General features: G+C 65.5%; 17 protein-coding genes and 1 CRISPR repeat array. Of the genes, 13 read left to right on the forward strand and 4 right to left on the reverse strand.

The annotated features are described in order from the left end of the window. Nucleotides 1-13: 13 nt before the first annotated feature. Nucleotides 14-175 carry a 30S ribosomal protein THX gene (locus tag ACO2Q2_RS11340; RefSeq protein ID WP_404634524.1) on the forward strand — a complete coding sequence of 54 codons (162 nt, stop codon included), beginning with the start codon at nt 14-16 and terminating at the stop codon, nt 173-175. A 62-nt stretch (nt 176-237) separates the two neighbouring features. Here the strand turns inward: ACO2Q2_RS11340 and hutI are convergent, their stop codons facing one another. From hutI to ACO2Q2_RS11355, 3 genes are read right to left on the reverse strand one after another with little or no spacing between them, the layout of a single operon-like run. Further along, nucleotides 238-1,467 (reverse strand): imidazolonepropionase, encoded by a 1,230-nt coding sequence (gene hutI / locus ACO2Q2_RS11345; RefSeq protein WP_423255887.1) that lies wholly within the window; start codon nt 1,465-1,467, stop codon nt 238-240. A gap of 22 nt (nt 1,468-1,489) precedes the next feature. Continuing rightward, a complete protein-coding gene (locus ACO2Q2_RS11350) occupies nt 1,490-2,983 on the reverse strand; it encodes a chloride channel protein (RefSeq protein ID WP_423255888.1) in 1,494 nt (497 codons plus the stop codon). Nucleotides 2,984-3,018: 35 nt separating this feature from the next. Further along, nucleotides 3,019-4,584, reverse strand: coding sequence for a GNAT family N-acetyltransferase (locus ACO2Q2_RS11355; RefSeq protein ID WP_423255889.1), 1,566 nt, complete (start codon nt 4,582-4,584; stop codon nt 3,019-3,021). An 80-nt stretch (nt 4,585-4,664) separates the two neighbouring features. On the opposite strand from ACO2Q2_RS11355, the gene ACO2Q2_RS11360 reads away from it, so the two are divergent. From ACO2Q2_RS11360 to ACO2Q2_RS11415, 12 genes are all read left to right on the forward strand, one after another. Further along, nucleotides 4,665-6,041, forward strand: coding sequence for a formimidoylglutamate deiminase (locus tag ACO2Q2_RS11360; protein WP_423255890.1), 1,377 nt, complete (start codon nt 4,665-4,667; stop codon nt 6,039-6,041). Between the two features lie 322 nt (nt 6,042-6,363). Further along, nucleotides 6,364-9,033, forward strand: coding sequence for a CRISPR-associated helicase Cas3' (cas3, locus tag ACO2Q2_RS11365; protein ID WP_423255891.1), 2,670 nt, complete (start codon nt 6,364-6,366; stop codon nt 9,031-9,033). Further along, entirely contained in the window at nt 9,030-10,568 is a 1,539-nt protein-coding gene (gene casA, locus ACO2Q2_RS11370; RefSeq protein ID WP_423255892.1) for a type I-E CRISPR-associated protein Cse1/CasA, read from the forward strand. Before cas3 ends, casA begins: the two co-directional genes overlap by 4 nt. Further along, complete coding sequence (gene casB / locus ACO2Q2_RS11375) at nt 10,565-11,083, forward strand: type I-E CRISPR-associated protein Cse2/CasB (RefSeq protein WP_423255893.1); 519 nt, start codon at nt 10,565-10,567, stop codon at nt 11,081-11,083. Before casA ends, casB begins: the two co-directional genes overlap by 4 nt. Next, entirely contained in the window at nt 11,080-12,234 is a 1,155-nt protein-coding gene (cas7e, locus tag ACO2Q2_RS11380; protein WP_423255894.1) for a type I-E CRISPR-associated protein Cas7/Cse4/CasC, read from the forward strand. The genes casB and cas7e overlap by 4 nt, the downstream gene beginning before the upstream one ends. Before the next feature lie 4 nt (nt 12,235-12,238). Then, entirely contained in the window at nt 12,239-12,919 is a 681-nt protein-coding gene (gene cas5e, locus ACO2Q2_RS11385; protein ID WP_423255895.1) for a type I-E CRISPR-associated protein Cas5/CasD, read from the forward strand. After that, a complete protein-coding gene (gene cas6e / locus ACO2Q2_RS11390) occupies nt 12,906-13,637 on the forward strand; it encodes a type I-E CRISPR-associated protein Cas6/Cse3/CasE (protein WP_423255896.1) in 732 nt (243 codons plus the stop codon). Before cas5e ends, cas6e begins: the two co-directional genes overlap by 14 nt. Nucleotides 13,638-13,895: 258 nt before the next feature. Next, nucleotides 13,896-14,135, forward strand: coding sequence for a DUF433 domain-containing protein (locus ACO2Q2_RS11395; RefSeq protein ID WP_423255897.1), 240 nt, complete (start codon nt 13,896-13,898; stop codon nt 14,133-14,135). After that, a complete protein-coding gene (locus tag ACO2Q2_RS11400) occupies nt 14,132-14,500 on the forward strand; it encodes a DUF5615 family PIN-like protein (protein ID WP_423255898.1) in 369 nt (122 codons plus the stop codon). Before ACO2Q2_RS11395 ends, ACO2Q2_RS11400 begins: the two co-directional genes overlap by 4 nt. Then, complete coding sequence (gene cas1e / locus ACO2Q2_RS11405) at nt 14,500-15,420, forward strand: type I-E CRISPR-associated endonuclease Cas1e (protein WP_423255899.1); 921 nt, start codon at nt 14,500-14,502, stop codon at nt 15,418-15,420. The genes ACO2Q2_RS11400 and cas1e overlap by 1 nt, the downstream gene beginning before the upstream one ends. Beyond that, nucleotides 15,401-15,748, forward strand: coding sequence for a type I-E CRISPR-associated endoribonuclease Cas2e (cas2e, locus tag ACO2Q2_RS11410; RefSeq protein WP_423255900.1), 348 nt, complete (start codon nt 15,401-15,403; stop codon nt 15,746-15,748). The genes cas1e and cas2e overlap by 20 nt, the downstream gene beginning before the upstream one ends. A 21-nt stretch (nt 15,749-15,769) precedes the next feature. Next, a CRISPR array of direct repeats spans nt 15,770-18,184; the repeat unit is 29 nt; unit sequence GTGTTCCCCGCGCGAGCGGGGATGAACCG. A gap of 342 nt (nt 18,185-18,526) precedes the next feature. Then, nucleotides 18,527-19,780, forward strand: a complete 1,254-nt coding sequence (locus tag ACO2Q2_RS11415; protein ID WP_423255901.1) for an MFS transporter — start codon at nt 18,527-18,529, stop codon at nt 19,778-19,780. Nucleotides 19,781-20,240: 460 nt separating this feature from the next. Here ACO2Q2_RS11415 and ACO2Q2_RS11420 read toward each other — a convergent pair whose 3' ends face one another. Further along, nucleotides 20,241-20,573 carry a hypothetical protein gene (locus ACO2Q2_RS11420; RefSeq protein WP_423255902.1) on the reverse strand — a complete coding sequence of 111 codons (333 nt, stop codon included), beginning with the start codon at nt 20,571-20,573 and terminating at the stop codon, nt 20,241-20,243. Nucleotides 20,574-20,690: the final 117 nt, after the last annotated feature.

Here is a 20,690-nt window from a genome sequence, read left to right on the forward strand (position 1 = left end):
CGAAGGAGTTTCCATGGGTAAGGGCGATCGCAAGACCCGTCGCGGCAAGATCAACCGCGCCAGCTACGGCAACAGCCGCGCTCATGGCGCCGTGCCGGCAGTGGCCGGCGGCAAGCCCACGGTGACCAAGCCGGCAGCGGCCAAGAAGGCGGCGCCGAAGAAGAAGTCCGCCTGAGCCATCCGCTCGGTGGAACAAAAAAAACCCCGCCTGGCGCGGGGTTTTTCATGTGCGGACCATCAGGGGGCGCGGCGCCGGCCGCCGATCCAGCTCTGGCGCAGCAGCGCGCCGCCGATCCAGTAGCAAAGTTCGGCCGGCTCGCCGACGTTCCACACGGCCAGGTCGGCGCGCTGGCCCACCGCCAGCGTGCCGCGATCGGACAGGCCGAGCGCGCGGGCGGCATGCACGGTCACGCCGCGCAGCGCTTCCTCCGGCGTCAGCCGGAACAACGTGCACGCCATGCCGGCGGCCAGGCGCAGCGACAGCAGCGGTGAGGTGCCGGGGTTGCAGTCCGTCGCCACCGCCATCGGCACGCCGGCCGCGCGCAGCGCATCGATCGGCGGCAGCCGGGTTTCGCGCAGCGCGTAGAACGCGCCGGGCAGCAGCACCGCCACGGTGCCCGCCGCAGCCATCGCGGCCACGCCGCTGGCATCGAGGTATTCCAGATGATCGGCTGACAGCCCGCCGTAGCGCGCCACCAGCGCGGTGCCACCCTGGTCGGACAGCTGCTCGGCGTGCAGCTTCACCGGCAGGTCCAGCGCGCGGGCGCGTTCGAACAATCGCTGCGTCTCGGCCGGCGTGAAGCCGATGCCTTCGCAGAACGCATCCACCGCGTCGACCAGCCCTTCGCCGGCCAGCGTGGGCAACCAGACATCGCACACCGCGTCGACGTATTCGTCGCGCCGATCGCGGTATTCCGGTGGCAGCGCATGCAGGCCCAGGAAGCTGGTGCGCACGGTGACGCCCAGCGTGGCGCCGACGCGGCGTGCCACGCGCAGCATCTTGCGCTCGTCCTCCAGCGTGAGGCCGTAGCCGGACTTGATCTCCAGCGTGGTCACGCCGTCGGCGAGCAGGGCCCTGGCGCGCGTGATGGCCGCGGCGAGCAACTGGTCTTCGTCGGCCGCGCGGGTGGCGGCGACGGTGGACACGATGCCGCCGCCGGCCTGCGCAATCTGCGCATAGCTGGCGCCGTTGAGGCGCAGGTCGAACTCGTGCGCGCGGTTGCCGCCGAACACCAGATGGGTGTGGCAGTCGATCAGGGCCGGCGTGACCAGGCATCCGTCCAGTTCGATCACCTCGTCGGCGAGCGCGTCGGGGCCTTCGGGCAGCGCGGAGCGGGCGCCGACCCAGGCGATGCGTCCGTCACGCATCGCCAGGACCCCATCCCGGACCAGCCCGAACGGCGCGTTCGACGCGAACGTGGCCAGCGTGGCCCCGGTCAGCAGCACATCCCAGCGCGATTCACTCATTGGCAACGGCCTGTGTCTCGACTCAGGAAGGATCCGGGGGGGTATTGCCGGGCAACGCCGCCTGCTCTTCGTAAGCGCTGGTCTTGCCGGACGGCGCCGGCTTGACGACCTCGAGGTCGTCCGGCTCGGCGGTCGGGCGCGGCGATGGCGCGGCCTTGGCATGGGCCGCAGCCTGCTGGCGTTCGAAGTCCTGCACCATGCGTTCGGCGAAGTCCTTGTAGACCGGGGTCGGGCAGAACAGCGAGGCGGCGGCGCGCGCCAGCAGGCAGGCGGCCATGATCGGGATCACCATGTCCTGGTTGTCGGTCAGCTCCATCGCGATCACCGCCGAGGTCAGCGGTGCGCCGGTCACGCCGGAGAGGTACGCGCTCATGCCCAGCAGCACCACCGCCGCGGCGGGCACGCCCGGCAGGAAGGTGGCGATGTTGTGGCCCAGGCCCGCGCCCACGGCCAGCGCCGGCGAGAAGATGCCGCCGGGGATGCCGGCCCAGTACGACACCACGTTGGCCAGCAGCTTGGCGATGCCGAAGCCCTGGCCCGGGGTGGTGGCGGCCTCCTGCACGAAGGCGCGCGCCTGGTCGTAACCGGTGCCGTAGATGTTGTTGTGGGTGGCCAGGCCCAGCACCGCCAGCGCCAGGCCGCAGCCGGCGGCGAACAGCACCGGCGCATGCGAGCGCAGCCTGCCGATGTAGGCCAGCGGGCCGCGCCGGCTGAGCAGGATCAGCCGGGCGAACAGGCCGCCGAGCAGGCCGCCGATGATGCCGGTCAGCAGCACCGCCAGCCACGCATGGCCGAGCGGCAGGCTGGCGTCCACTTCGCCGAAATAGGCGTAGTTGCCCATGATGCCCAGCGAGACCACGCCGCCGACGATCACCGCGGTGAGCAGCAGGCCGCTGAAGCGGTGCTCGAACGTGCCGGCCAGTTCCTCGATCGCGAATACCACGCCGGCCAGCGGCGTGTTGAACGCCGCGGCGATGCCGGCCGCGCCACCGGCGAGGATGAAGCGCGAGGCGGCCTTGGGGTCGGTGAAGCCGAAGCGGCGGCCCAGCGTGTAGAACAGGCCCGCGCCCACGTGCACCGTCGGGCCCTCGCGGCCGATCGAGGCGCCGACACCCAGCGCGATCAGGGTCAGCACCATCTTGCCCACCGCGATCGGCAGCGCCAGCATCCGCGCGCGGAAGCCCTCGTCCTCGATGTGCAGCGTGCCGATCACCTGCGGAATGCCGCTGCCGCGGGTGGCGCGCAGCTTGCCTTCGGTGGCCCAGGCGAGGCCGGCGAACACGATCGGCGTCACGACCAGCGGGATCCATGCGCCATAGCTGATCATTTTCTGGAACAGGTGGAACGACCAGTCGCTGGCCTTGGCGAACATGATGGCCGCCAGCGCGACCAGGATCGCGCCGATCCACAGCGCCAGCCGCCGCTTCCACTGGGCCGGCGCGAAGAACTCGTGGCCCAGCAGCGCCTGCAGGCGTGGGTTGGATGAGCGCGGGGAGGGCGGCTGCGAGTCGGTCATTGCACCTGGTTCGTCGGATGAAGAAGTGGAAGCGTTCAGCGCGGCGCGTGCTGCCAGCGCGTCTGGTACAGGTCGAAGCGGCGGTCCTTGAGGTTCTGCACGGCGCCGGCGTTGCGCGCGCGGGCCAGGCTCTCCAGCCGCAGGTCGGCGAACAGCACGGTCTCGATGTTCGGCGTGGAATCGGCGGCGATGCCGTCGCGCGCGAACGGGAAGTCGCTGGGCGTGAGGATGCAGCTCTGGCCGTACTGGATGTCGAAGTTGTTCACGCCTGGCAGGTTGCCCACGTTGCCGGAGAGCACCACGTAGCACTGGTTCTCGATGGCGCGCGCCTGCGAACAGTAGCGCACGCGCAGGTAGCCCTCGCGCACGTCGGTGCAGAACGGCACGAACAGGATCAGCGCGCCCTGGTCGGTGAGGTGGCGGGCGACCTCGGGAAACTCGGCGTCGTAGCAGATCATCACGCCGATCGGGCCGCAGTCGGTCTGGATCGTCGCGGCGCTGTCGCCGCCGCTGACGTTCCACACGTTGCGCTCGCTGGGCGTGGGGTGCAGCTTCTCGCGCTCGTGCAGCGAGCCGTCGCGCAGGCACACGTAGCAGACGTTGTGGATATCGCCGTTGGGCTGCTCGGTGGGATGCGAGCCGCCGATGATGTTGATGTTGTAGCGCACCGCCAGGTCGCTGAAGAGCGCCTTCACCTGCGGCGTGTATTGGCTCAGCTTGCGGATCGACTCGACCGGCGACAGCTCCTCGTTCTCGATCGACAGCAGTTGCAGCGTGATCAGCTCGGGGAAGGTGACGAAGTCGGCGCCGTAGTCGGCGGCGATGTCGGTGAAGTACTCCACCTGGGTGGCGAACTCCTCGAACGAGGTGATCCGCCGCTGCTGGTACTGCACCGAGGCCACCCGCACCGAGTCGGGCAGGTTCTGGTGCGAGGTGATCGACGGCGTGTCCGGATGATCGTGCAGCTGCGGATTGCGCCACACCAGGTGCACCGCGTAGCCGAGCGAGTCGTAGTCCGACGGCACGTAGGCGCGCAGCAGGCCGATCATCTCGAAGTCGTTGTTGAGCTGGAAGCTCAGCGTGAGGTCGCGGCGCCTGCCCTCGATCACCGCCTGCACGTAGGCCTCGGCGCTGCCGTAGCGCTGGATGTTCTTCGCCAGCCCCGGAATGCGCCCGCCGAACACGATGCCGCGCAGCTTGAGGTCGGCGCACAGCCGCTTGCGCGCCTGGTACAGCCGCTGGCCGATGCGCATGCCGCGGTAATCCGGATGCACCACCACTTCCATGCCGTACAGCCAGTCGCCGTCGGGCTTGTGCCGCGAGGCCATGCCGCCGCCGGTGATCTGCACCCAGGTATGCGGCGCCAGCGCGGTGGCCTCGTCGATGCGAAAGGTGGCGCAATAACCCACGATGCGCCCCTCGTACTCCACCACGAACTGGCCTTCGGGAAAGTGCGTCTGCTGGGAGCGCAGCATTTCCGCCGAATGGCCCCATTCCGGCGTGTACACGCGAGCGGTGAGATCCACCAGCTGCGGCACGTCGGTGGGAACCGCCTGCCGCAGCAGGAGTTTGGGCGTGTGCTCGGGGTTTTTCCTGGCCATCCGTCCATTATGCCGCAGTGCCGTAAAAGCCGAGTCGCGATGCGGCCATTACACTCAACGCCTTTGCACGGATACGGCCCATGACGCAGCCAGCGATGCAGCGCATCTTCCACGCCGCCCATGGCTGGCACGGCCGCGCCTGGCAGGCCGACCTGCGCCTGGCGGTGGACGTCGACGGCCGCCTCGCACCGGCCGCCGCCGGTGTCGCCGGCGAAGCGCTGGGCCGCTGGGTGCTGCCGGGCATGCCCAACCTGCATTCGCACGCGTTCCAGCGCGCCATGGCCGGGCTGGCCGAGCGGCGCGGCCCCGGCAGCGACAGCTTCTGGACCTGGCGCGAGGCGATGTACGGCTTCGCCGCCGCGCTCGATCCCGAATCGCTGCAGGCGATCGCAGCGCAGCTCTACGTGGAGATGCTCAAGGCCGGCTACACCCAGGTCTGCGAATTCCATTATCTGCACCACCAGCCGGACGGCACGCCGTATGCGCAGCGCGAGGCGATGTCGCTGGCGCTGATCGAGGCGGCGAAGGAGGCCGGCATCGCGCTCACCCTGTTGCCGGTGCTGTACATGACCGGCGGCTTCGACGGCCGCGCGCTGGCGCCGCGCCAGCGTCGCTTCGGTCATGCGGAAGTCTCCGGCTACCTGCGCCTGCTCGACACGCTGCGCACGCACGAGTCGGCCGACCTGCGCGTAGGCATCGCGCTGCATTCGCTGCGCGCGGTGCCGGAAGTGGCGATGCGCACGCTGCTGGCCACCGGCGCAGCGCAGACCGGTCCCATCCACATCCACATCGCCGAGCAGCTCGGCGAAGTGCAGGACTGCCTCGCCGTGCGCGGCGCGCGGCCGGTGGAGTGGCTGCTCGATCACGCCGCGGTGGACGCGCGCTGGTGCCTGATCCACGCCACCCACCTCACCGGCCACGAAACCTCGCGGCTCGCCCGCAGCGGCGCGATCGCCGGCCTGTGTCCGACCACCGAGGCCAACCTCGGCGACGGCCTGTTTCCGCTGGCCGATTACCTCGATGCCGGCGGCACGCTCGGCATCGGCTCGGATTCGCACATCTCCGTGTCACCGGTGGAGGAACTGCGCTGGCTCGAATACGGCCAGCGCCTGACCACGCGCCATCGCAACATCGCCGCGCTCGGCGCGGGCGAGAGCGTGGGCGAAACGCTGTGGGCCGCCGCACTGCACGGCGGCGCGCAGGCCTCGGGCCTGCCCGTCGGCGCGCTCGCCCCCGGCCAGCGCGCCGACCTGCTGGTGCTGGACGACGAGGCTCCGCTGCTCGCCGCGCGCGATGCTACGTCGGCGATGGACAGCTTCCTGTTCGCCGGCAACGCGCCGCTGGTGCGCCACGTGATGTGCGGCGGCCGCTGGGTGGTGCGCGATTTCCACCATCACGACGAGGCGCGCATCGCGGCGCGCTATCGCCGGGTGGTCGATCGGATCGCCAGGGGTTGATCCCGACGGGGTGAAGTGAATTCAGAGGTCGGTGCGACCGTCCGCTATCAGGCGGAATGTCGCAGCGGTGCAGGGCGTGCCGTGCAAGACGTGCGGCGCAAAATCGAGCCCGACAGATGCCGTCTCACGTTTTGCGACAGGCTTGTGATCATATTAGTTGTGCCTGCACTGGTTGTGCTCGCGTGAGGGATTGGGGGCTTGTGCCGCAGGGGCAATCATCGGAATCGACAGGGCATGCGTTGCGTGCATCGTGTCGAGCCCAAGATCAATCGGGTTCGGCACTTGCCACATGGCGGTTATACAGTCCAGGACGGGGTAGTCAGTGATTGACAAGGGATGCCGAAATATTTGGGCAAAAACCAGTCGAGCGGATGAAGGCTGGCACCCGCTGCTGCTTCATGTACTGGACGTTGCCGCTACTGCCGATGCGATCCTGGCAAGGGAGCCGCAAAGCACTCGACACCGGATGGCAGCGATCATCGGGCTCGACTGGGATGCGGCCCGACCGTGGCTGCTGTTGTTGATTGCCTGTCACGATCTGGGTAAATGCAGTCCCGGGTTTCAGTGCAAATGGAAGAACCTTTCTGGCCTGGATGAGGGCGCGAGCCCGGACACGACGGTCAATCATGCTTTCGTCAGCCAGGTCGAACTCTTCGGATTGCTGCACGAACTCGGCTGGCCGGAAGACGCGGCGGATCTGCTGGCGGATGCGGTGGGCTGCCATCACGGCGAGCGTGCAAGCCCCAGAGAAATCGAAAGAATCGAAGCCAACCCGTTCAAAAGCACGCTCGGCAAACCGGAATGGGGCAAGGCGCGCCGCACCATCTTCGAAGCCCTGATCGCAGTCTTCGCGCCGACCGAACCGCCCACCAAACCCACGCTCACCGGCCCGGATTTCATGCTGCTCGCCGGATTGACCAGCTTTGCCGACTGGATCGGTTCCAACGAGCAGCATTTCCCGTTCGGCACACCCGACGAGTGCACCGACCCGCACGGCTGGTTTGAAACGCGACGCCGCCACAACGTCGAAGAAGCGCTGGACCAAACCGGTTGGCTACCGCGCTTGCCGCTGGCCACGACACATCACGCGTTCGACACCGTGTTCGGCTTCGCCCCGCGCCCCTTGCAGCAAGCGGTGGTCGATGCGCTCGGCAGCATCGATCAGCCCGCGATCCTGCTGGTCGAAGCCCCGATGGGCGAAGGCAAGACCGAAGCCGCTCTCTACGCCCATCTGGAATTGCAGCGTCGACTCGGCCATCGTGGGCTGTACGTGGCCTTGCCGACCAAAGCGACGGGAAACGCGATGTTCCGCCGCGTCCTGAAGTTTTTGCGCAGCCAGCATTGCGACCGCCCGCTCGACATGCAATTGCTGCATGGCGGCGCGCTGCTCATCGACGACTTTCAGCAACTCAAGCCGGGCGGCATTTTCGATGCCACCGCCGGTGGTGACGTGCGTGCGGGCGAGTGGTTCACCCACAAGAAGCGCGCGTTGCTCTCGGAGTACGGTGTCGGCACCGTAGACCAGGCGCTTTTGACCATCTTGCCGGTGCGCCATCAGTTCGTGCGGCTGTGGGGGCTGGCGAACCGCGTCGTCGTGTTTGACGAAATCCACGCCTATGATGCCTATACCGGAACGCTGTTGCTGCACCTGTTGCGCTGGCTGCTGGCGCTGGGTTCGTCCGTCGTGCTGCTGTCGGCGACCCTGCCTCCGCAGATTCGACGCAAGCTTGCCGAGTTGACCGATGCAACGCCGCCTGAGCAAGACGCAAGCTACCCGCGCCTCTCCGTTTACCAGCCCGGGCAGGGCGTGTGCCAAATCGCATTCGACGCCGATCCCGCGCGACGGTTGGAGCTTGCAGTCCAGGCCGTTACCGCCGAGTTGACCACATTGCGGATTGCCATCGACGAGCGCCTTGCCTGGGGCGGCTATGCACTTGTGCTGCTCAATACCGTGCAACGCGCCCAGGATCTATACCGGGACTATGGCGCAGGCATTCCCTTGTTGTTCGACGGTCAGACGGTTGGCAAACGGCTGGAGGATGGCACCGAGATTTTTCTGTTCCATGCGCGCTTTCCCGCCGATCAGCGACAGCGGCGTGAGGACGCCGTGCTGAAGCTCTTCGGCCCGCCAGATCGCGAAGCTCCCATCCTGCGCAGCGGGCGAAAAATCCTCATCGCCACCCAGGTGGCCGAGCAAAGTCTCGATCTCGATTTCGATCTGATCGCCACCGACCTGGCACCCATCGACCTGCTGTTGCAACGCGCGGGCCGCCTGTGGCGGCATCCGCGAGGCGTACGCCCCCTGGCTTTCCCGATCCTGATCGTGGCCGGGCTGGCCGATGACGCGCCGCCTTCGTTTGGCAAGCCGCTCTGGTGGGGTGCGGTTTATCGCGAGGACGTGTTGCTGCGAACCTGGTGTCTGTTGCGCGATCGGCCGAACCTGCACCTGCCAGGCGACATCGACAGGCTGGTGACTGCGGTGTACGAGGAAGACGTCGTGATCCCCGAGTCGTTGCAGTCCCGGCTGCAAAAAGCCCTGGAAGAGGGCGAAGGAAAAATCTACGCCCAGACGTCCGTGGCGAACAAAGCCATCATCGGTTTTCCCGACGACGCATCGTGGAACGATCCGGCGCGGTTCAGTCTCTACGATGAGGGCGAGCCCGGCGTGCACCGCACCCTGATGGCGCAAACCCGCCTTGGCGAAGACTCCGTCGTTGCCATTCCCTTGTGGGAGGCGGACGCTTTCGATGCCGCCGTCGAGCCTGATTTTGCGCAGGCCAAAAACTGGTTTCTGCGCGCCATGAGCCTGTCCAGCAAGCGCATCGTCAAGCCGTTCCAAAAGGCAGGCGTGCCGGAAGGCTGGAAAAAGAGCGCCTTGCTTCGCAACGCCTATCCACTGCGACTGGACGCCGATTCATGCTGGATCGACGACATCCATGTGCGCCTCACCGACGATCTGGGGCTGGTTTACGTGACCGAGGAGATCCAATGAGCCGCTACAACCTGATCGACGAATCCTGGATTCCCGTGCGTTTTCCGGATGGAACGCGTGCGGAACTGGGTCTGCGCGAGGCGCTGCTGCGGGCGAAGGACATCGCGGTCATCGAAGATCCTTCGCCGCTGGTCGTGGCCAGCCTGCATCGCTTCCTGCTGGCTGTTCTCTATCGCGCGCTGGAAGGGCCGACCGACATCGATCAAGCCAGAACCTGGTTCAAGTCGGGTCTGCCCGCAGAGAAGATCGCGACCTATCTGGAGCGCTGGCGGGAGCGGTTCTGGTTGTTTGATGAGAAATATCCCTTTGGGCAGATTTCCGATTTCGAGCCGAAAACGTGGCGTGCCTGGACGGTACTGGCTGCCGAGCACAACGCTGACAACGCCAAAGTGCTGTTCGACCATATCGACGTGACACGCCCGGACGCCGTGCCGGCCAGCGCAACGGTTCGCTGGATGCTGGCGACGCAGACTTTTTCGGTGAGTGCGGGCAAGAGCGAACTGTCACACACTGGCACCGCGCCATCGGCGACGGCGGCGATGGCCTTGCCGTTGGGACGCAATCTGGAGGACACGCTGCTATTGAGCCTCGTCCCCCAGAACCGGGCGGTATTTTCCCAGGATCTGCCGATCTGGGAGCGCAGCGCCGAATCGTCGGCAAGTCTGAAGTCGGGCATCGAACGCGCCATCGGTGGATTCGCCGACCGTTACACCTGGCGAACCCGCTCGATACGGCTGCGAAGAAATGAGACTGGCAACGTGAACTCGTTGGCTTTTGCTTCCGGCGTGGAAAACACCTCGAAGGACGGCATCGATCCCATGCTCGCTTACCGCGTAGACAAGGACAAAGGCCGCTTGCCGATTCAATTCAAAGAGCGTGGCTTGTGGCGTGATTTCGATTCCTTGCTACCCGACGACGCGCGCCTTGCACCGAGTGTGATCGAACACGTTGCCGCGCTCACCCGCTTTGCGCGCGATCGTTTCCCACGTTCGATCATGGTGCTGGGGCAGTTCAACAACAAGGCGAAGATCGAGTATTGGCGCATGGAGCGCTTTGCTTTGCCGCAAGCCCTGTTGGGCGACCGTTCGACTCACATCCGCACCGAAATCCGCCAACTCCTCACCGACGCTGAAGAAACCCAGAAAGCGCTGTGGCAGGCCTGCCGCAGGTTTGCCCGCGATCTCTTGAGCCGTGGCGAACGCGAGCCTGATGGCAAGGATGTCGGCAAATTTGTTGAGCAGATGTCCGCCAGCGCCCGCTATTGGTCCCGGCTGGAAGCCGCGTTCCACGACATGCTGCATCACTACACGCGGGAGCGTGATCCAGACGACATCCGCCTCGACTGGCTGAAAAGCGTGCGCGCGGCCTTGCGCGACGCCTGGGCACAGCACGCCGCCTCGGTCTCTACCGGGGATGCTTGGGCAATCCGGGCACTGGTTCGAGCCGAAGGTGCTGTCGGCAAGCAACTGAAAACCCTGAACGAAGAAATCCAGAAATACGAATCGCGTCGCAAGCCTACGGAGGAAACAGCATGAGCGGACTCATCGCGTGGCTGGAACAGTTGAACGAGGCGGATAGCAAGGCCAAGGCGGTATTGCGACGCAGTTTGGCCTTCGATCCCGGGCAGCATATCCCCGCCTTTCCTTACGTTGAGTCGTTTCTCAAAGGCGAGGCAGAAGGTTGGCACAGACAGATGCACTACCTCGTCGCCGGCCTGTGGGCCGCGCACTGGCGCGAAGGCAGGGTGGGCATGCCGCTGCCCCTTGCCAAGGCTTGCGCGATTCATCAGCTCAACAGCGGCTCGGCAAGCACCGAGCGCCGCTTCATCAATTTGCTGGACGCCGACCGTGAGCAACTGCCGCACCGCATGCGCCAGATGATCGCGCTGCTGGGCGAGCAGCCCATCGACTTCAGCGCGTTGCTACGCGACCTGCTCGACTGGAACTGCGACGACAAGCGCATCCAGAACAAGTGGGCGCGCGAGTTCTATCGCACCATCAGTCCTTTTTCCCAGAATGAACCTGACGCCGCCACGGAGACCGCCGCATGAAAACCCTGATCGAAATTCACGTCCTGCAAAACTTCGCGCCTTCCAACCTCAACCGCGACGACACCGGTGCGCCCAAGGATGCACTGTTCGGTGGCACTCGTCGGGCACGGGTATCGAGTCAGTGCGACAAACGAGCGGTGCGACAGTTTTTCGATGGGAAAGTACGCGAGGGTGTCTTCAGTGAGGATGAACTGGCAGTGCGCACCAAGCGTGTCTATCAGGCCATTGTAGATGCGCTGGCTGGCAAGCGTGATCCGGTGGAGACGCGTACAAAAGCTGAAATTGCGCTGTCGTACGTCAAACTCAAAGCGGCGGAAGGCGGCAAAACGCAGTATCTGTTGTTCCTTGGTCGCCGGGAAATTTCGGCACTGGCAGAAACGATCGATGATTGCTGGGACCAGATTGTGGCCGCCGAGGAGAGCCTCGTCGAAAAGCCCAAGGGCAAGGCCAAGAAAGCCGCCGCAAGCAGCGCGCCCAAGGCAGTCCTGGTGCGTATCGAGTCGGCTTTCGACGGTGGCAAGGCCGTCGACGTGGCCCTGTTCGGCCGCATGCTGGCCGACATGCCCGAGAAAAACCAGAACGCCGCCTGCCAGGTCGCGCACGCGATTTCGACGCATGCCGTCGAGCGTGAATTCGACTTCTACACGGCGGTCGACGACCTGAAGCCGGAGGACACCACAGGCGTCGACATGATGGGTACGGTGGAATTCAATTCGGCCTGTTACTACCGCTACGCCGTGGTCGATTGGGCGAAGCTCACCGAGAACCTGCAGGGCGACGTGGAACTCGCCGCCAAGGGCTTGCGCACGTTCCTTCAGGGTTTTGTCATGGCCGAGCCCACCGGCAAGCAGAACAGTTTCGCGGCGCACAACCCACCGGAGTTCGTGGCGGTGACGGTGAGCCATGATGCCGCCCCTCGGAACCTCGCCAACGCCTTCGAGACGGCGGTTCGCGCAAAACCCGGCGAATCGTTGACGCGCAAATCAGCGGAGGCGCTGGCCAGCAAGGGCCGCGTGTTGGAAACGGCTTACCCGAGAAAGTGCCAGACCTTCCTGCTCAATCTTGCCCAAGCCGATCTGGGCAGCTTCGGTACGGAACAAACCTCGCTGGACGATGTGCTGGAAGCAACGCTCACAGCCGTGCGGGGTTGAAGTCATGCCCACTCTGCTTTTACGACTGGCGGGGCCGATGCAATCCTGGGGCACGACCAGTCGCTTCGACCAGCGCGATACCGGCAAGGAGCCGAGCAAGTCCGGCGTGATCGGCCTGCTCGCTGCTGCGCTGGGGATAGGCCGGGAAAACTGGAACGACCTCGAACCGTTGACGCGGCTGACGATGGGCGTGCGGCATGATCGACCCGGCGTTTTGAAGCGTGACTATCAAACCGCGCAGAACATCATTTCCGCTGATCGCTCGAAGGTTCATGAAACCGCCGTGACCACTCGCGATTACCTCGCCGATGCGGTGTTCCTGGTTGGGTTGGAGAGTCCGGAGCGCAGCCTGCTCGAACGTGTGCACGCCGCTTTGCAAAACCCGTTCTGGCCGCTGGCACTGGGGCGCAAATCCTACGTGCCGTCTGAACCTGTGTGGCTTGAGGGCGGTCTCGTCGACGCGCCGTTGCTCGAAGCACTCGCCGCATGGCCCTGGAGCACCACGACGCGGCGCGGCGAAATTTCGCCCGAGCGTTTGCTGGTGTCGATGGAATCGCAGGACGGCAGCGGCGCATTGCGCATGGATCAGCCCTTGTCTTCGTTTGCCGAGCGGCGTTTCGGCGCGCGCTACGTGCACGCCGAATGGGTGGATTTGCAGCGGGAGGACGCTCATGCGCCTGCATAGAATCCACCTGAACCCGCGCTGCAGGGAGGCGCGCCGTGACCTCGCCGACGCCTACCAGATGCACGCAACGCTCTGCCGCGCGTTCTTTCCGCCGGAAACGCCGTGCCCGGCTGGTTCATTGCTGTGGCGACTGGAGCCGGAGACCGACGCCGAAGGCCGACCTCGTGTATTGATTCAATCCCGCGCGACGCCCGACTGGTCGCGGATTCCTGTTTCCGCATGGCTTGCCCGGGCCGAGCCCGGTATCGACCTCGTGCAGAAGCTCGCGCTCGATACGATCAAGCCAGGGCAGGTGTTTCGATTCCGGCTGCGCGCCAATCCCTGCAAGATGGTGCAGGGCAAGCGACAAGGGCTCGTTCATCCCGACGCGCAGCGGGAATGGCTGGTGCGCAAGGGCGAACAACACGGCTTCGCGCTACCGGAATCCGATACACCAGATTACTTCGATGCCATGCAGAGGCCAGATGGCCTCGCGTATCGCGATGTCCGTGTCTCGCACGAGCAAATGCTCAGGGGAACCCAGCACGGCGGTCATGCTATCCGGGTGTACTCGGTGCTGTTCGAAGGGCGGCTTGCCGTCACCGATGCCGTGCAATTCAGGAAGGTATTGGCGACGGGGATCGGCCACGGCAAAGTCATGGGACTCGGGTTGCTGTCCATTGTGCCGGCGACGGATCAGCCGTGGACCACGGCAAACCTCGGCAAAACTGCGTTGTAGCGGGATCGCGGCAAGGCTTGAGTAGATACGCAGGGAGGGCGGAGAATCATGCCAGGAGTCTGTCGGGCTTTGGTTGGCCGGGCTGCGAGTCCGTCTGCGCGGTCCATATTTCCGCCGCTTCTTGGCCCATAGAACCACTATGAGCCAAGAATCGTCGAAAATCTGTCCTCGCACAGCCGAATTCTCGCCTCGACCACCAAAGCCCGACAGACTCCTGGCAACAACGAGGAATCCTCACATGCGAATAAGGAGCGAATCATGGAATGGCGAGACCGCATTGTTTCCGACCCAGAAATCCTGGCGGGTAAACCCGTCATCAAAGGCACGCGCATTTCCGTCGAGCTCATCATCGGCTGGCTGGCCAACGGCTGGACGTTTGAGCAGCTGCTGGAGTCTTACCCGCACATCACCCGCGAAGACATTCTGGCGGCGTTGGCTTTTGCGGCCGAGATGATGCAGGAAGAAAAGTATATCGCCCGCCACAAGGCCGCTGCGTGAAACCACTATTGCTGGTCAACGAGAATTTTCCAGCACCCGCGCTCAGGCGATTACGGGCTGACGGTTTCGATGTTGTCGCCGTGACCGAGGAGATGCCTGGCGCATCAGACCGTACGGTGCTCGAACGGGCCCACGAGCTTGGGCGTTGGTTGGTTACGTTCGACCGTGACTATGGCGAACTGGTGTTTCTCCACGAACTGCCGCCGCCACCTGCCATTGTTTACATCCGGCAGGAGCCGATTCCTCCCGATGCCCCCGCTGAATGGCTGGCCGGCCTATTGTCGGATCCGGAGCTGCAATCGGGCTGTTTCATTACCCTTGGCAGCAAAGCCATCCGGCGGCGAGCCTTGCCTGCGGCCTCCTGATGGCCGATCTGCTGCCACCACTCAAGCCCATTGCGATCAAGGATCGGCTGTCCATTCTGTACATCGAGTATGGCAGTCTCGATGTGCTCGATGGTGCTTTCGTGGTGGTCGACAAGAATGGTGTACGCACGCATATCCCCGTGGGTGGCGTGGTGTGCCTGATGCTGGAGCCGGGCACTCGCGTTTCGCACATGGCGTGCGCGCTGGCCGCGCGGGTCGGCACCTTGCTGGTATGGATCGGCGAGGCTGGCGTGCGGCTGTACTCCGCGGGTCAGCCCGGCGGCGCCCGTTCCGACAAGTTGCTGTATCAGGCGCAGCTGGCGCTGGACGACAACCTGCGCCTGAAGGTGGTGCGCAAGATGTATGCGCTGCGTTTCGGCGAGGAGCCGCCGCAGCGGCGTTCGGTGGAGCAACTGCGTGGCATTGAAGGTGCGCGCGTGCGCGAAACCTACAAGCGCCTGGCCGCCCAGCATGGTGTGGCCTGGAAGGCGCGCAACTACGACACTAGCCAGTGGGACAAGGGCGACCTGCCCAATCGCTGCCTCTCCGCCGCCACCGCCTGCTTGTATGGCGTAACCGAAGCGGCCGTGCTGGCCGCCGGTTATGCTCCGGCCATCGGCTTCATTCACACCGGCAAACCGTTGTCCTTCGTCTACGACGTGGCCGACGTCTACAAGTTCGACACCGTGGTGCCGGTCGCCTTTCGCATCGCCGCGCGCAGTCCGCATAACCCCGAGCAGCAGGTGCGATTGGCCTGCCGCGACGTGTTCCGTGAATCGCATCTGTTGGAACGCATCATCCCGGGCATCGAAGAGATGCTGTCCGCCGGCGAAATCAAGCCACCCGAACGCTTCGAGGAACAAGTCGGCCCCGCCATTCCCAACCCGGAGGGTATCGGCGATGCTGGTCATCGTGCTTGAAAATGCGCCGCCACGCCTGCGTGGGCGCCTCGCCATCTGGCTGTTGGAAATACGGGCTGGCGTCTACGTGGGCAGCTATTCGGCCAAGGTGCGCGACCACATCTGGAGCCATGTCGAAGCCGGCATTGGCGAGGGCAATGCTGTGATGGCTTGGCGCGTGGGTAATGAGGCGGGCTTCGACTTCAAGACCTTGGGAAGCAATCGCCGGATACCCGTTGAATTGGACGGCGCAAAACTCGTCTCCTTCATGCCCGAATTGCCCTCCAATAGTGAAGCCGTAAAGGGCGTTCAGGTCGGTAGAAATATCGATAGCGCAAAAGTTCTTTGATAACATTGGTTTGAGGGAAGTGTGTTCCCCGCGCGAGCGGGGATGAACCCTGATCACGTTCCAGTCGCGGATCACGGTAGGCGTGTTCCCCGCGCGAGCGGGGATGAACCGGTCAACGCGGCTTCCTCGCCCAGCGTGCGGTAGTGTTCCCCGCGCGAGCGGGGATGAACCGCGTTCGACGACTCGCCTGTGGTGACGGTACGCGTGTTCCCCGCGCGAGCGGGGATGAACCGCACGGTTTTTGCGGTGGCCGATGGCGGCACGCAGTGTTCCCCGCGCGAGCGGGGATGAACCGGATATTGGAGGCGGCGCCTACCGGATATGGGCGTGTTCCCCGCGCGAGCGGGGATGAACCGATTGGCAGTCGGCCTATTACGAGGTTTTTGAGGTGTTCCCCGCGCGAGCGGGGATGAACCGAGTTGCGTCATAGAGGCGATATGGGCGATTGCGTGTTCCCCGCGCGAGCGGGGATGAACCGGCCTGCCACACCAGCATGAAGGTATCGAAGCCGTGTTCCCCGCGCGAGCGGGGATGAACCGGAGCGCCTGGTGCCCGTACCACGCGAGGCCGCGTGTTCCCCGCGCGAGCGGGGATGAACCGCCCTTACTGGACCGTCCAAACCTCGTTTCTTCGTGTTCCCCGCGCGAGCGGGGATGAACCGCGTGGTTGCTCGACGTGTCATAGCGTAGCCCTCGTGTTCCCCGCGCGAGCGGGGATGAACCGAGATTGCCGACGTGTGGGCCATGTTGGATGCGGTGTTCCCCGCGCGAGCGGGGATGAACCGTGGAGGCATGGATCGCCGCGCGCATCGCCGATCGTGTTCCCCGCGCGAGCGGGGATGAACCGATATCGACCCGGAGGACAGCGACACCATGGCAGTGTTCCCCGCGCGAGCGGGGATGAACCTCCAGTGCCGCCTGTTTGGCGGCCTGCAATGCTGTGTTCCCCGCGCGAGCGGGGATGAACCGTGCGCAGCACTTCGCCAAAACCTTTGGATTTCGTGTTCCCCGCGCGAGCGGGGATGAACCGGCGACCGACGAAATCCCGTTGCGCGCGTGTCTCGTGTTCCCCGCGCGAGCGGGGATGAACCGCAGGCACGGCACGTCATGCGCGGCGCTGTGGAGTGTTCCCCGCGCGAGCGGGGATGAACCGGTCTGCGCCGCGGCCTGGGCGGAGTACGACAAGTGTTCCCCGCGCGAGCGGGGATGAACCGCGCGCCGCCGGTCTGCTGCACCGCCTTGGCGAGTGTTCCCCGCGCGAGCGGGGATGAACCGCGCCGGCAGCTGATGGCCGCGTGGGCGCAGTTGTGTTCCCCGCGCGAGCGGGGATGAACCAACAAGAGATGCCACTGGAGCAAGAAGGCTCGCGTGTTCCCCGCGCGAGCGGGGATGAACCGCTCGAAAAAGCCCGCATGGCCATCGCATTCGGGTGTTCCCCGCGCGAGCGGGGATGAACCGCGGCGCCAACCGCTTTGCAGTTACCTACGATGCGTGTTCCCCGCGCGAGCGGGGATGAACCGACGTTCACCGACCACGCCAATCGCGGCACGTCGTGTTCCCCGCGCGAGCGGGGATGAACCGGCGCTGCTGATGGTCGCCCTGGGCGAGCCGCAGTGTTCCCCGCGCGAGCGGGGATGAACCGCTACCACACCTTCAGTTGGACGTGCTGGACAAGTGTTCCCCGCGCGAGCGGGGATGAACCGCCCGTGCACCGATGCAAACAGGTTTTTGAAGGGTGTTCCCCGCGCGAGCGGGGATGAACCGAACCTTCGGCAGAACGCATCGTGCAACTCGTCAGTGTTCCCCGCGCGAGCGGGGATGAACCGGTGCGTACGACATCGCGCTTGAGATTGCCGACGTGTTCCCCGCGCGAGCGGGGATGAACCGCGGGCGTTCTTCGGGTTCAATCGGGCCAGCAGGTGTTCCCCGCGCGAGCGGGGATGAACCGGCGAAATCAGCGTCTCGCAAGGCAACAACATCGTGTTCCCCGCGCGAGCGGGGATGAACCGGGCGGGTGCGCAACCGAACGCATCGGCCACGGGTGTTCCCCGCGCGAGCGGGGATGAACCGCCCGATCCGCAAACGTGTCCGCGGCGCGGTACGTGTTCCCCGCGCGAGCGGGGATGAACCGGCCCAGCTACCCGCACTGGCCAGCGTCGGGGGGTGTTCCCCGCGCGAGCGGGGATGAACCGAACGTCTTTTTCGAAGCCATCATGGCCATCTACGTGTTCCCCGCGCGAGCGGGGATGAACCGAGTTCAACCTGATGCGCGGCCCGGGCATTACGGTGTTCCCCGCGCGAGCGGGGATGAACCGTACGAGCTGGCGCTGACGCCCGCCCCGTGATCGTGTTCCCCGCGCGAGCGGGGATGAACCGCCGTGCGCGCGCAGGTGCCGGAGCATCTGGTTGTGTTCCGCGCGCGAGCGGGCATGAACCAGTCTGAATCTGAAAACTCGAAATCAGGCTCGCATCCCCGCGACAGCGCGACAGCGGGGATCCGGTGGCTCTAAGGCCCTGAAGAACAAAGACACTGGATTCCCGCTTTCGCGGGAATGACGAGCAAAAAGCGGATTTTCGAGGTTCCCTCAGGGGCCTCATCACCGGGGACTGGTGTTTCCCGCGCGAGCGGGGATGAGCCGCCGGTCAGACGCTTTCCCGCACAAGTGGGCGCTGGCAGATCAAGGCAACGAAGTATGACCTTGCCCCCCAGCGTAGACTTGGTGCTCGTCGGCTTGCTTGCTCTCATCTCATATGCAGCACATCCATTGATATCAGTGCCTTGACCTTCGCTTTGGCCCCACATGCAGCCATCCGCCACGGCACGCCGGCGTTCCGTCGCACCAACCTCGCGCTGTTCGCCGCCGGTCTGGCCACGTTCGGCCTGCTGTACTGCGTGCAGCCGTTGATGCCGCAGTTCAGCCGCGACTACGGCGTGAGCGCGGCGGCCAGCGCACTGTCGCTGTCGCTCACCACCGGCGTGCTCGCCTTCGCCATGCTGTTTGCCGGGGCGCTGTCCGATGCGGTGGGACGCAAGTCGGTGATGGCGGCCTCGCTGCTGTCCTCGGCGGTGCTGGTGCTGGCCACCGCGCTGGTGCCGGACTGGCATATGCTGCTGGTGCTGCGCACGCTGCTCGGCCTCACCCTGAGCGGCCTGCCCGCGGTGGCGATGACGTATCTGAGCGAGGAGATGCACGCCGATTCCATCGGCCTGGGGATGGGCCTGTACATCGCCGGCAACGCGATCGGCGGCATGGGCGGGCGATTGGTGGCCGGGGTGATGGCCGACTGGTTCGGCTGGCGCGTGGGCGTGGCCACGGTGGGCGGCATCGGGCTGGTGTCGGCGCTGCTGTTCTGGGCCAGCCTGCCGCCGTCGCGGCATTTCGTGCGTCAGCCGCTCGACCTGCGCAGCCTGCTGGCGCGCTTCGCCGCGATGTTCCGCGACGCCGCGCTGCCGTGGCTGTTCGCCACCGGCTTTCTGCTGCTGGGCGCGTTCGTCACCATCTACAACTACATCGGTTACCGGCTGCTGGCGCCGCCGTATTCGCTGAGCCAGACATTGGTCGGGGCGATCTTCAGCGTGTACCTGATCGGCACCTTCAGCTCCGCGTGGATGGGTCACCTGGCCGGCCGGCTCGGCCGGCGCAAGGTGCTGTGGACGGCGTTCGCGCTGATGCTGGCCGGCGTGGCGCTCACCGCGCTCACGCCGCTGTGGCTGATCGTGCCGGGCATCGTGGCGATCACCTTCGGCTTCTTCGGCGGCCACTCCATCGCCAGCAGCTGGGTCGGCCGCCGCGCGGGCGCGTCCAGGGCGCAGGCCTCCTCGATGTACCTGTTCTCGTACTACATGGGGTCGAGCCTGGCCGGTGCCGGTGGCGGGCTGTTCTACGCCTCGCACGGCTGGCACGGCGTGGCGGCGTTCGTCGGCGCGCTGGTGCTGGCCGGCCTGCTCGTGGCGTGGCGGCTCTACCGCGTGCCGCCTTTGGTCAACGTGCCCACGCTGCCCACGCCGACCAGTCAGGGCGCAATGCCCTGAGCAGGCTGTGCCGGCGACGGGATCGGCGCGTCCACGCCGCGCTTCGCCGACCGCCATAGGCCCACGCTTCTCGCCACACGCCACACGCCACACGCCACACGCTCTCTTGCCGTCATTCCCGCGAACGCGGGAATCCACCTTGATCTTGACTCTTTGCGCAAGGCCGGATCAAAAGCGAAGAGCGTTTCGTCCTCCTTCGGACGCCGAGTCACTTCTCTTTGCGTGGCCAAAGAGAAGTAACCAAGAGAAAGGCCACCCCGCTTCCGCGCCTCGCGGGCCTACGGCCCGCGAGGTTCGCGTCCGGGCTGCGGGGTTTGTCGACAGGGCCTCCTGCCCTGACGCCAAACTGGCCGGCATCCGTGCCGGCCACCCTTCGGGCTGATCCTCCGCCCGGACGCCGCTGCAGAGGGGAGGAAAGGTCAAGAGCAGCGCGCGACGCGCGCCCGGGCTCGGCGATCGCTCACGCGATCGCCATCGCTTTTGCATTGTTGTCCGTGCCGCTGCTGTTGCTGAGGCTGTAGCCGCTGTTGTTGCCGCGACCGCGACCGCTGCCGTCGCTGTTGCTGTTGCTGTTGCCGCTGCCGCTGCCGCTGCCGCTGCTGTGGCTGTGGCTGTGGCTGTGGCCGTTGCCGTTGCCGTTGCTTTTGATCTTCACCCCCTTGTGAGGCAGTGAGTCGGGGGCGATCAGGCCCGCAGGGGCATCGGCATGGATGCCGATGCCTTTTCGCCAGGGCAGGAGCCCTGTCGAAAAGCCCGGCCGCGGCTCACGAACTTGCCGGGCGTAGCCCGGCAAGTGCCGAGGAGGGTCGCCTTCTCTTTGGTTACTTTCTCTTGGCGACCCAAGAGAAAGTGACTCGCGCGCCGAAGGCGCACGAAAGCCCTTGCTCTTCGTAAGCGCACTGATGAGCAG

Origin of the sequence: Dyella sp. KRB-257, assembly GCF_049445995.1 — a bacterium.
Taxonomy (GTDB): Bacteria; Pseudomonadota; Gammaproteobacteria; order Xanthomonadales; family Rhodanobacteraceae; genus Dyella_A.